Raw genomic sequence first — 12368 nt, 5'->3', positions numbered from 1 at the left:
TAAAACGAATATTGCTGGCTTATTTAAAATTTTAATATCCTTTTTTCACAATCTCTACAGCAATTTCCCTGAAAATTGGGGCTGCTGCCTCATTTCCCATCCTTCCATTCTCTACAAAAACAGCGATAGAGTATTTAGGGTTAACTTTAGGAAAAAAGCCTGCAAACCAAGCCTGAATAACCTTTTCACCGTCTAATAACTGTCCGGTCTCAGCACTGCCGGTTTTCCCCCCTGCCCCACCGTAATCCTCCATATTTGCTTTACTTCCAGTACCCGATAATACCACTTCAATCATCATTTCCTTTATAGCATCAGAAGTTTCCTTGGATATGATTCTAGTGCCTCTGGTATTTCGTACTTCCCTGACTTTATTCCCGTCATCATCTATTACAGAATCAACTATGTTGATTCTATTCTTAATCCCACCATTAGCAACCGTAGCGATCAAATCAACTACCTGCAGCGGTGTTACCATCACCTCACCCTGTCCTATTGAGATATTGGCAGTATCACCCCTTGTAAAGGAAGTGTCTGTCTCAGGCAATCTCCCTGTTGCTTCAGAAACTCCCTGTTCCTTTACCCCCGTTATCTCTCCCAATCCAAACTTTTTTGCCATATCAATAATCCCGCTGTGTCCGGCTCTTATTCCTAAATCAATAAAATATGTATTACAAGATAAGGCAAAGGCTCTTTTAAGGTCAACCCAGCCATGACCGCCCTGCTTATGGCATTTAAATGTCTTGTTACCTATTCTGATAAAACCTGGACAAAAATAATGCGGATTCAAATATAGTTCCGTTTCCAGTGCTTTTGCCGTATCTATTATTTTAAATATTGAGCCCATATTATATGCCGCTGTAGCTTTATTAAAAAGTTCCTTTCCTGGACTGTTCAGATACTCTCCTACACTGTTCTGGTCATAATCCGGCTTACTGGCTATTGCAACAATATCACCAGTATAAACATCCTCTACTACAACAGCACCCTTGACACTATTTTTCTCCATTACCTCTTCGACTATTTTTTGTATATGGTAGTCAAGAGTCAGCTTAAGGTTTAGTTTCTTACCCTTGTAGGGGTCTGCCATAATTCTGTATCCAAGCCCCTCAAGCAGGTTATTTCTTGCATCGGTAATAACACCTACTGTATTCTTACAATCAAACTTCAACGCACTTTCATAAAACTTTTCCAGTCCTGATTGTCCAGTTTTATCGATACTGTTGAGATATCCAAGTATATGCTTTGCCAATGATTCTTCATCATACCGCTCTAAATAATTAATAGCTGATACGCCATTGATTTTTTCGTCCAGTATCTTCTTCTTTTTTTCTTCATCAGCCTGAATAACTATAGGTTCCTTCTTAATCTCTATCAGTCTTCTGGTTGTATTAAAGTCCTCGCCAAGAATTCCGCAGATTTTCTTTATATCCTCCTCATTTCCATTTAGATACAAGGGTTTTATAATAATCAAGACTTTCTTTTTTCTGTTAGTAAAAGAAATACCGTTTTTGTCAATTATTCTGCCACGTGGTATCTGTATAATTGAATTTGTTATTCTCTGAGCAGATGCAGCCTTGGAAAGCCTTGACCCATCTATAACCTGTATATAGAACAGCCTTAGAAGCAATGCAAAAAAAATCAGGCAAATGCCTAGGAATAAAAACATCTTCCTGTTATTTCTCATAAAAAAACCCCTTTCCATGTAGAGATTTTCCCCATGTAAAGCGGCTTTTTATTCATTTATATAAATTTAGCAAAAACTACGTTCTGTCAGCCATTCTTTCCCTTCCGTCTAAGCATTGTATACTCCTCAACTTCCTGATCCATAGGCATGAATACTGTCATTTGAGGATGTGGTGCCACTTCTATTTCTTCACCTTCAATATTTTTCATGGTTTTGATATTTTGTACGAAATATCCTCCCCCGGGTCTTACTACTTCAATCTCATCTCCAGTATACATCCTGTTTCTCTGTTCTATTGTCGCCATTCCCGTAACTTTGTCATAAGCAGTAACCAATCCAACAAAATCATATTCCCTTATATAAGAACTAGTATGATAAATCTGGTCCTGCCCTGTAGGTTTGTTAAAGTAAAAACCTGTGGTGTATTCCCTGTGGCTTGCTTTTGATATTTCTTCAAGCAGTTTCGGATTGAAAATGTATTTTTCAGGATCGTTGTAGTATTCATCTATTGCCTGTCTGTAAGCTCTCACAATAGTTGCTACGTAGTAAGAGCTTTTCATCCTGCCCTCTATTTTAAGACTGTAAACTCCAGATTCGATAATGTCCGGAATATGTTCTATAAGGCACAAATCCTTTGAATTATAAATAAATGTACCCCTCTCGTTTTCGAAAACAGGCATATATTCCCCTGGTCGCTTCTCCTCTACGAGATGATACTTCCACCTGCATGGATGCGCACACTGTCCCCGGTTTGAGTCGCGGTTTGCCATGTAATTGCTTAATAAGCATCTCCCCGAATACGATATACACATTGCACCATGGATAAAGATTTCAAGCTCCAGAGCCTTATCCGTCTTCTCTCTAATTTCCTTTATTTCGGAAAAAGAGAGTTCTCTTGCAAGTACTATCCTTCTCACACCATGCTCATGCCAAAAACGGGCGCTTCTCCAGTTTGTATTATTGGCTTGTGTACTAAGGTGTATCTCCATTTCCGGTGCACATTCCTTTACAATGGAATATACTCCCGGATCAGATAGGATTATAGCATCTATTCCCAGCTTTGAAACACTTTCGACATATGCCGGCATTTCGCTTAAGTCTTCATTATGCGGAATTATGTTCATTGTAAGATAAATCTTCTTACCTTTTGAATGTGTATATTCGATTCCATCCTTCATTTCTTCAAGATTGAAGTTATCTGCAGAGGCCCTCAATCCATATTCTTCTCCTCCTATATACACAGCATCCGCTCCATATTCAATAGCCATTTTAAGCTTCTCAAGATTGCCTGCAGGTGCAAGCAGTTCAACTTTTCTCATGTGCTTTGCTCTCCGTTCCAACTCATTTCTAATCCTTTTCATTTGCTATCAACTTTTTTTATACGACAGCGCTACTCCATCCCCTATAGGTATAATGCTGGTCTCCAGCTCGTCCATATTACATATGGTATCGAGGTAATCCCTCATACGCTTTACAATAGTTTTCTTTCTTCTCACTACCAGTTCATCAGTTGCAATCATGCCCTTGTAAAGTACATTATCCGAAATCAGAAGCCCACCCTTGTTCAGCATCCTTAAGCATTCAGGCAAAAACTCCCCATATTGCCCCTTCGCTGCATCAAGAAAAATCATATCATACTTCTTATCAAGGCATTTCAGTACTTCAAGCGCGTCTCCGACTATTATATTGATAATATCTGCTTTTCCTGCTCTCTTAATATTTTCTTTTGCCCGTTCTGTCATTAGCTCGTATCTGTCAATAGTATCGATTTTTCCTCCAGGCTTTAAGATTGAAGAAAACAGCAATGCAGAATACCCGATTGCAGTACCTACCTCCAGTATCCTCTCCGGCTGCTGCATCTTGCCCAATACACATATCAGACGTGCTACTTCCGGATGTATGATAGGCACATGATTTACTTTTGCAAACTCCTCCAACTCAACCAATATACCTTCATTCCGTTTTATTGTTTTCCTGATATAATCATTTATGTATTCATAACAAATCATCTTTTTTCCTCGTTCATAAAAATTGTGAGGTGAGTAACATTATATGCAAATGTCTCTCTTACCTCACAATTCGATTAATCTTTTATATTTTTTTGTGCTTTTGCTTGTGCACTAAGATGTTCCTTAAAAGTTCTGGAAAAGTAATGCCCGCCTGTTCCGTCTTCCTTTGCAACAAAATACAAATAATCATTCTCTTCAGGATAAAGCGCTGCATTTATTGCATCTTCCCCCGGACTGCAAATAGGTCCCGGAGGCAAGCCTTCGTGTAAATATGTATTATAAGGATCATCAATCTTTGTATCCTCATTAAACAACCTTGTTTTGGTTTTACCTGTTGTTTTCAAAAGTATGTATTGCACTGAAGCACATGACTGCAATCTCCTGAGTGATGCATCCTTGCTTTTCAACCTGTTATAAAAAACTGCTGCTATTTTAGGACGTTCATCCTTGACACTTGATTCCCTTTCAATAAGTGATGCAAGTGTAATGATCTGGTCCACTGTCATATTTAGTTCCTTGGCTCTTTTAAGGTATTCCTCGCTAAATATCTTATCAAATTGCCCCAGCATTTTATTTATTACTTCTTCTTCTTTACCGTCGGAATCAAAGAAATAAGTTTCCGGGAACAGGTAGCCCTGGAGCCTGAATTCTCTTCCTTGAGGTATATCTTTAATAAACTTGTAATCGAATTTTCCGTTTTCTACAAGATTCTTAAATCTATCCTTGTCCACCAATTTTGGCTTTTTTTGTTTTTCTGCATCCTTATTCAGCTTATTGATAATTTCATCAAGGGTCAGCCCTTCAGGAATGGTAGCTTTTACACTGGTATTATCAGTAGGTTTGCTGGACAATACCCGCATTATTTCCGTATAACTTAAGTCTTTGCTTAACACATGAGTTCCCGATTTATATGTACTATCGTATCCGTTTATCTTAGAAATAAGTTTAAAAATTCTTGGGTGGCTTATTATACCTTCTTTTTTCAGTATTTCTGCTATTGAAGCAGGTCCCGCACCCAAAGGAATCTTGACTTCTATTTCTTTTCCGTGTTCAATAGTTATGGTAGTTTCCTTTTCGCTATCGCCCGTGTTCTTAATAACATACTTGTAGGACACAACACTACAAATAATTGTTAAGAGGACGATTACAGCAAAAACAGACAACCTGAATAATGCTTTCTTCCGCTTTACTTGTCTCTTCTTTTCAATTCTTTCCCTTAAATCGCTCATGCACGCACCACCAAAATCAATTGACAATGTCAATTAAGATTTTTTGACTAAATTTTTTATAATAAAGCTGTAAATCTAAAAGTAGATATTACAGCTTTATATAAAATTACAATCAGAAAGATTAATTTGATTTACGAGCTTTTGATTCCTGCTTAGCTCTTAATTCCGTATCTAATATTTTTTTCCTGAGTCTTATGGTCTTTGGTGTGATCTCTACAAGCTCATCATCAGCAATAAACTCCAAAGACTGTTCCAGGCTCATTACTCTTGGAGGAGTTAACCTCAGAGCCTCGTCTGAGCCTGAAGCACGCATGTTTGTGACATGTTTTTTCTTGCATACGTTTACCACTATATCTTCAGTTCGTGAATTTTCTCCTACTATCATTCCCTCATATACTTTGGCACCGGAGCTAATAAATAGTGTTCCCCTTTCCTGGGCATTATACAAGCCGTAAGTTACAGCTTCTCCTTCTTCCCAGGCCGTCATTGCTCCCCTCTGCCTTCCGGATATTTCACCTCTGAAAGGCTCAAATCCATGGAATATATGATTCATTATACCATTTCCTTTTGTATCCGTCAAAAACTCTGACCGGTAACCTATAAGACCCCTTGCAGGTATTTTGAACTCCAGGCGCATATAGCCCTGGTTTGCTGAATGCATATTAACCATTTCTGCTTTCCTTGACCCTAGCTTTTCCATAACTACGCCCATAAAATCTTCCGGTACATCTATAGTCAAATACTCTATAGGTTCATAAGTTTCGCCATCTATTTCCTTCAATATAACCGTAGGTTTTGAAACCTGGAATTCATATCCTTGCCTTCTCATGGTTTCTATAAGTATTGATAGATGCAATTCGCCTCTTCCTGATACCTTAAAAGAATCGGCAGAATCGGTTTCCTCAACCCTCAAGCTTACATTTGTCTCCAGTTCTTTATACAGCCTGTCCCTAAGATGTCTTGAAGTAACAAAAGTACCCTCACGTCCAGCAAAAGGACTGTTGTTTACAATGAAATTCATTGATATTGTAGGCTCGTCTATATCGATAAAAGGCAATGGTTCCGGAGTATCAGTATCACAAATCGTCTCACCTATGGTAATATCTCCGACACCCGACACTGATACGATATCTCCCAGTGCTGCCTCTGCAGCATCTATTCTTTTAAGCCCCTCAATTGTATAAAGCTTGCTGATTCTGATATTTTGCAGGGAACCGTCTTTTCTACATATGACAGCCTGCTGTCCCGACTTTACTGTACCCCTCTCAACACGTCCAACAGCAATACGTCCTACATAATCGTCGTAATCTATACTTGACACAAGCAACTGGAGTGGTTTATCAATATAGCCCTTAGGCGCAGGTACCTTTTCGATTATGGTTTCAAACAAAGGTTTCAGATCCACTCTCTCACCGTAAAGGTCACAGACAGCAAAACCTTCCCTTGAAGAAGCATATATCACAGGAAACTCCAACTGATCATCATCTGCACCGAGCTCGATAAACAGTTCTAGAACATCATCTACAACCTCGTCAGGCCTTGCTTCAGGTCTGTCAATTTTGTTTACAACTACTATAGGCTTCAAATTAAGTTCCAAAGCTTTTTTTAGAACAAACCTGGTCTGAGGCATTGGTCCTTCAAAGGCATCTACCAGCAACAAAACACCATCTACCATTTTTAGGACGCGTTCAACTTCTCCACCAAAGTCTGCATGACCCGGGGTATCTACAATATTTATCTTTATCCCTTTATAGTTGACTGCAGTATTCTTTGCGAGAATGGTAATTCCTCTTTCCCTCTCAAGGTCATTCGAGTCCATTACTCTTTCCTGTACCATTTCATTTTCTCTGAATATACCGCTCTGTCTCAGCATACCATCTACCAATGTTGTTTTGCCATGGTCTACGTGTGCGATTATTGCTACATTTCTTAAATCTTCTCTAATTTTTTCCACAAAAACTCTCCTTTAATTACTCTAAACCAAAATTTATACTTACATACATAAGAAAAATTGCCTGCACCCCATACACGAATGCTGCCGGATATACTTCCCTTTTTAGGCCATAAGCAATTCATCCGGCAAATGATGGCCCTTCTCGTATTAACATTCTAAATTATGGGTGAAGTATTGTCAACTGCATGGCAACTGTTTAGACTATTTCAACTCCACTATGGTCACACCTGTCTCACCTTCACCATACTTTCCCAACCTGAAATTCCCAACATGATGGTTTAGTCTCAGGAACTGATGTATGCCGTTCCGCAGCACACCGGTTCCCTTCCCGTGTATTATTGTAACCTCGTGTAATCCTGCAATACTTGCGTCATCAAGGTATTTATCTACAACCTCGACAGCTTCATCCAGATTCAAGCCTCTTAGGTCAACTTCCATAGATACACTTTTTGACTTTGATACTCCTATCTTCCCCATTCCACTTTTATGTGTTTCAATTTTTTGCTCGTCAACCAACTTAAGATTGGTGATATGAACATTAATTTTCATAATACCGGCCTGAACCAATACCTCGCCTTCTGCATTTGGCGGATTAACCACTGTTCCTTTCTGATTAAGGTTTACAATAAGAATGCTGTCTCCGGGCTTCAGATTTTTTGGAGGTTTTACATATCCCTGCTTTGGCATAAGTGACTCGGCAAGTGAATCCTCAATTCTATTCAACTTGCTTTTAAGTCTTGCTTTTAGCTCCTCAGCCTCTCTTTCCCTTTGAGCAGCTTCTCTGTCTGCTTCCATTTTTCTCATTTCCGTCAATACGTCAGTAGCTTCCTGCTTCGCTTCAAGCAGTATTCTCCTTGCCTCTTCCTTTGCTTCTCTTAATATTTTATCTTTCTGTGCGTTTATTCTTCTATTCTGTTCCTCTATTTCACCCTTCATCTTTTCTATCTCAATCCTGTATATCTGGGCTTTTTCTCTTTCCTTCTCAGATTCGCTTCTATTTTTTTCTATGCTTAACAGCATATCTTCGAACTTAATATCTTCCTGTGTGAGAAACTCTTTCGCCCTTTCAATAATATCTTCCGTCAACCCAAGTCTTTTGGAGATTGCAAAAGCATTACTTTTGCCCGGTATACCTATCAAAAGCTTATATGTGGGTTTTAATGTCTCTACATCAAACTCACAACAGGCATTCTCAACCCCTTTAGTCGATACTGCATAAATCTTCAGTTCACTGTAGTGGGTGGTTGCAACAGTCACAGCTCCCATCTGATGCAGACACTCAAGTATTGACATTGCAAGAGCAGCGCCTTCCGTAGGATCCGTACCTGCACCAAGTTCATCAAATAAAACCATTGACTTGTTATCAGCGTTTTTAAGAATATTTACAATATTCTTCATATGTGAGGAAAATGTGCTTAAACTCTGCTCTATACTCTGTTCATCACCTATGTCAGCAAAAACATTTTCAAAAATACTGATCTCAGTACCCTCGTTAGCCGGAACATGAAGACCGGCTTGAGTCATAAGCGTAAATAATCCTACAGTCTTTAGGGTGACAGTTTTTCCTCCCGTATTCGGTCCTGTAACTACCAAGGTGTCAAATCCATCTCCAATCCAAAAATCAATTGGAACAACATTTCTCTTGTCCAGAAGAGGATGACGCCCCTTTTTAATAACTGTCCTTTTATTATCATTCAGCTTTGGGCAAACACAGTTGTAGTCTACACTGAATTTTGCTTTGGCAAATATGAAGTCCAGTCTGGCAAGAATAGTAATATCTGATTGGAGGCCCGGTAATATTTCTGAAACTTCAGCAGTTAGTTCATATAATATCCTTTCAATTTCAACCTGTTCTTTTATTTTCAATTGCCTTATATTGTTATTAGCTTCTACTACTGCCATTGGTTCTATAAATAGAGTCGCTCCACTGGAGGATGAATCGTGCACCAATCCGGGAATTTCATTCCTGTGTTCATTTTTTACCGGAATAACATATCTGTCACCCCTTATTGTCACTATTGCCTCCTGCATAAATTTCTGGTACTTCGATGACTTCAGTATGTCATTCAACTTATCCTTTATCGAATTTTGCGCATCTTTAATCTGTTTTCTTATACTAGCCAGTGTAGAGCTTGCAGCATCAGCTATCTCATCTTCACTGATTATAGACAGCCTGATTTTTTCTTCCAGCTTCTTATTGGGTTCAAGGCACCCGATAAGCTCACTTACAATATTACCGCCATCTATGATCAGATTGTCGGAAGAACTGTACCTCTTCAAATTCCTGCTTGCCATAAGAACATCGCTTATTCTCAAAAGCTCGGAAGGGCTCAATACAGATCCCATTTCTGCACGCTTAAGGCTCCCTCTAATATCATGTATGCCACTCAGGGGAGGGCTTCCCTTACGTACTATAAAACTGACTCCGTCACTGGTTTCATTCAGTGCAGCTTGTATCCTAGTAAAACTCTTTTCCGGCAAAAGCGACTCAGCCAACTCCATCCCAAGATCCGAAGCTGTACGTCCGGAAATTTGCCTGACAATTTTATCAAATTCCAATATCTTAAGCGTTCTTTCATTCATAGCCACAATACCTCTTATCTAAGCAATACGCGGGTATTTACAGATAATAACAGGCTATAGTTATGAGACTATATGACCATTAACCCGGTATCGGTTTGTAAATTAATATTACTTTGCACTGTACACACAAATGCACCTAATATATTATAACATAATAAAATCTTATATCAACGTCTAAACGCCTGATACTCAAGTATTTGCAGCTATTAATAAATATTCCGGTATATTTTAAGCAAATATATGCTATAATCATTCAGAGTAATCGACAGCTTGATCAAATAAAGTTAACCTGTTGTGCTAATATGCTCTTGGAATGAAACTTGTAATATAGTCAATTAGCTTAATAAGCTTATTTAGACGTAGTAAGGAAAAAGGGGGCTAAAATAATAACAATGTTCAAATATATCCTTTTCGACTTTGATGGAACACTTATTGATACCAATGAACTTATAATACTTACACTGAAAGAAACTGCAAAAAAGTTTATTAACAGGGATTTATCGCCGGATGACCTGAATTCTATTTTAGGCAGGCATCTGGAAGAACAGATGAAATGTATTTCCCCCGTTTTTTGGGAAGATATGATGCTGTTTTATAAAACCTATTATAAGGCAAATAAGGACAGAATGATAAAAGAGTTTCCGGGAATAAGAGAAATGCTCAGTCAAATAAAGGCTATAGGGTGTAAAACAGCTATTGTCTCTGCAAAAGGCAGGAGTGGTATAGAACATGGACTGGACTGTTTTAAACTTTCTGAATATATAGATGTCATCGTAAGTGCATATGATATACAAAACAACAAACCTCACCCTGAACCCGCGCTGAAAGCCCTCGAATTATTATGTGGTGTAAAGGAACAATCACTACTTATCGGGGATAGCCCATACGATATTTTATGCGGTCAAAATGCCGGAATTAAAACAGTTCTTGTCGATTGGACAATTTTTCCTAAAAATGAAATATGCAGGCTTAAGCCTGATTTCATAATCAAGGAGCCTACAGATCTGTGCAAGATTATTGCATCACAGAAATAATAAATATTTCTCACATAACGTACTACATAATTAACTCCCGTTTTAGGCAAAATATATACCAGCATATCTAAATTTCGCTTTGAAGGAGTTTCTTATGACACATGAACAAAAACTTGAATTGATAAAAAGCTATATAGATGATATAGAAAACTACATAAAAAATCAAAACCTGTCTATAAATGAGAAGCAGCATATGGAAAGAGCTTATGGAGTATATATGGAACTGTACAGAGATGCAGAAAGAGGTAAGGTAGATCCCGATATTATCCATGAAAACATTACAGGTTTCTTTTATATGCTGCAATAAAGGGTATATTATACCCTAAAATAACACTGCTTACTTTTCCAGTATGATTTTGTGCTCTACAAGCGCAAGCTCTTTAATCTTTGCTCTTATTATTTTTCTCTGCCCGAAAATATTCTCAAGAATGATCTTATCACCGTCCGGCATAAGTTTATCAACACCTTCAAGGTATAAAATCTCATCTCCGTTTTCATCACGCAAATAAGCATTTGCTTCACACATCAAGTTCACCTCTTTGAAAATCTTCCTATAAGGAGTCTTTTATCGCATTTACAGCATAATCAATATAATGTGGCAGTGGCTCTTTCTTCACTGCTACTACTTCTATACTGCAGCGGTTCAAAGGTATCAGTATCTTTTTTGCCGGGCTTTCAGAAATTGCACTGGCCATTTTTGGCGTTAGCTCCCCCATCATGGAATTTGCTGCAATTATTCCTATTGTCCCTACTATAACATCCACTTTTGATGCATTAAATACAATAGCATTTTCCCCGGTAGCTCCTTCATTTGCACCGGCTTTTAGCATTATCATTGTTGCTACGGCATTAGTCCCTAATGCAACTATGTCTGTTTCCTCTGGAAGCTCTTTTCTCAACTTTTCTACAATTGCTTTGCCAATTCCCCCACCCTGTCCGTCAATTACTGCAATCCTCACTCTTTTTCCACCACCCCAAAATTTCTTTGTCTCAGGCCCTCATACAAAATAATAGACGCAGAAGTAACTATATTCAAAGATTCAATATTCCCGGGCATTGGTATTTTCACAAGCTCGTCCATTAACAGCATATTTTGTTTCGATAAGCCTGTAGCCTCATTACCAAATACAAATACAGTAGGTTTAGTGTAATCAACCTGTGTATATATTTTTTCCGCTCTTGGCGAGGTGCCTACAGCTATGTAGCCATTACCCTTCAAACGCTCTATAAGACTCTTAAAATCCCTTTCATAAGTCAAATCTACCATATCCTCGTATCCTACTGCAGACAAAAGAGCTTTTCTATTTTTATAGTCAATACTGTTTCCCGTAAAGTACAGTCTGCTTCCCGTAGCGCATGCAAGACGGATAATAACTCCTGCATTAATAGGCTTTGTCAGATTATCAAATATAAGTTCAAACACCGTTTACCTCTCACACTCTTGTCACGATAATTTCTGAAGCGATACCCTCGTCTAATGCAACCTGAGTAAACCCTATCTGTAAAACATAAGCAGGATATCTCTGTATGAGCATTATATCAAATCCCGGCATAATTCCGAAAGCAGTCAATTTTCTCAATTTGACCAGATCATCCGTATTTATCTTAGTTATTCTTGCTTTCTCATTTGTTTTCAAATCTGTTAACGGCATATTCATATTCTTAATCATTTTTCCTTCTTCCATATTTTCCCGCCCCATTTCCTAATTGTTTCAATCAATCTCATCTCCGGCTCCGGATGCATTTCATAGTTGCAGTTGGGACACTTTATTTTCTTGCAGGAATTATTCATGGGACAGCCCGCACACCCTTTCCTGCTTTTATTTTCATCAAACACAACTCCGCAAAAATCACACTTCATAGTTATCATCCTTC

13 protein-coding genes are annotated in these 12368 nt (G+C 38.4%); 2 read left to right on the top strand and 11 right to left on the bottom strand.

Annotation, left to right across the window (positions count from 1 at the left end; all coding sequences use genetic code 11):
- Positions 1-31 precede the first annotated feature (31 nt).
- The 6 genes from N3I35_08265 to N3I35_08240 form a co-directional block, all read right to left on the bottom strand.
- Positions 32-1684, bottom strand: a complete 1653-nt coding sequence (locus N3I35_08265; protein ID MCX8130077.1) for a penicillin-binding transpeptidase domain-containing protein — start codon at positions 1682-1684, stop codon at positions 32-34.
- A gap of 86 nt (positions 1685-1770) precedes the next feature.
- Positions 1771-3003, bottom strand: coding sequence for a U32 family peptidase (locus N3I35_08260; protein ID MCX8130076.1), 1233 nt, complete (start codon positions 3001-3003; stop codon positions 1771-1773).
- Between the two features lie 48 nt (positions 3004-3051).
- Positions 3052-3693, bottom strand: a complete 642-nt coding sequence (locus N3I35_08255) for an O-methyltransferase (GenBank protein MCX8130075.1) — start codon at positions 3691-3693, stop codon at positions 3052-3054.
- Between the two features lie 74 nt (positions 3694-3767).
- A complete protein-coding gene (gene mltG / locus N3I35_08250; protein MCX8130074.1) occupies positions 3768-4922 on the bottom strand; it encodes an endolytic transglycosylase MltG in 1155 nt (384 codons plus the stop codon).
- A gap of 121 nt (positions 4923-5043) precedes the next feature.
- Complete coding sequence (typA, locus tag N3I35_08245) at positions 5044-6876, bottom strand: translational GTPase TypA (GenBank protein MCX8130073.1); 1833 nt, start codon at positions 6874-6876, stop codon at positions 5044-5046.
- Positions 6877-7077: 201 nt separating this feature from the next.
- Positions 7078-9459 (bottom strand): endonuclease MutS2, encoded by a 2382-nt coding sequence (locus N3I35_08240; protein MCX8130072.1) that lies wholly within the window; start codon positions 9457-9459, stop codon positions 7078-7080.
- 392 nt (positions 9460-9851) lie between these two features.
- Here N3I35_08240 and N3I35_08235 point away from each other — a divergent pair, with 392 nt between their 5' ends.
- Entirely contained in the window at positions 9852-10493 is a 642-nt protein-coding gene (locus N3I35_08235) for an HAD-IA family hydrolase (protein MCX8130071.1), read from the top strand.
- Between the two features lie 94 nt (positions 10494-10587).
- Positions 10588-10800, top strand: a complete 213-nt coding sequence (locus N3I35_08230) for a hypothetical protein (protein ID MCX8130070.1) — start codon at positions 10588-10590, stop codon at positions 10798-10800.
- Between the two features lie 30 nt (positions 10801-10830).
- Here N3I35_08230 and N3I35_08225 read toward each other — a convergent pair whose 3' ends face one another.
- The 5 genes from N3I35_08225 to N3I35_08205 are packed head-to-tail and all read right to left on the bottom strand — an operon-like array spanning position 10831 to position 12354.
- Entirely contained in the window at positions 10831-11019 is a 189-nt protein-coding gene (locus tag N3I35_08225) for a CooT family nickel-binding protein (protein MCX8130069.1), read from the bottom strand.
- 25 nt (positions 11020-11044) lie between these two features.
- Positions 11045-11452, bottom strand: coding sequence for a DUF3842 family protein (locus N3I35_08220; GenBank protein ID MCX8130068.1), 408 nt, complete (start codon positions 11450-11452; stop codon positions 11045-11047).
- Positions 11449-11916: an RNA methyltransferase gene (locus N3I35_08215; protein MCX8130067.1), complete on the bottom strand. Its 468-nt coding sequence runs from the start codon at positions 11914-11916 to the stop codon at positions 11449-11451. The genes N3I35_08220 and N3I35_08215 overlap by 4 nt, the downstream gene beginning before the upstream one ends.
- A 10-nt stretch (positions 11917-11926) precedes the next feature.
- Positions 11927-12178, bottom strand: a complete 252-nt coding sequence (locus tag N3I35_08210) for a ferrous iron transport protein A (protein MCX8130066.1) — start codon at positions 12176-12178, stop codon at positions 11927-11929.
- Positions 12160-12354, bottom strand: a complete 195-nt coding sequence (locus tag N3I35_08205; GenBank protein ID MCX8130065.1) for a hypothetical protein — start codon at positions 12352-12354, stop codon at positions 12160-12162. Before N3I35_08205 ends, N3I35_08210 begins: the two co-directional genes overlap by 19 nt.
- Positions 12355-12368 lie beyond the last annotated feature (14 nt).

This window comes from Clostridia bacterium (assembly GCA_026414765.1).
GTDB lineage: Bacteria > Bacillota > Clostridia > Acetivibrionales > DSM-27016 > SKW86.
This window is presented reverse-complemented; position numbering and strand designations above follow the sequence as displayed.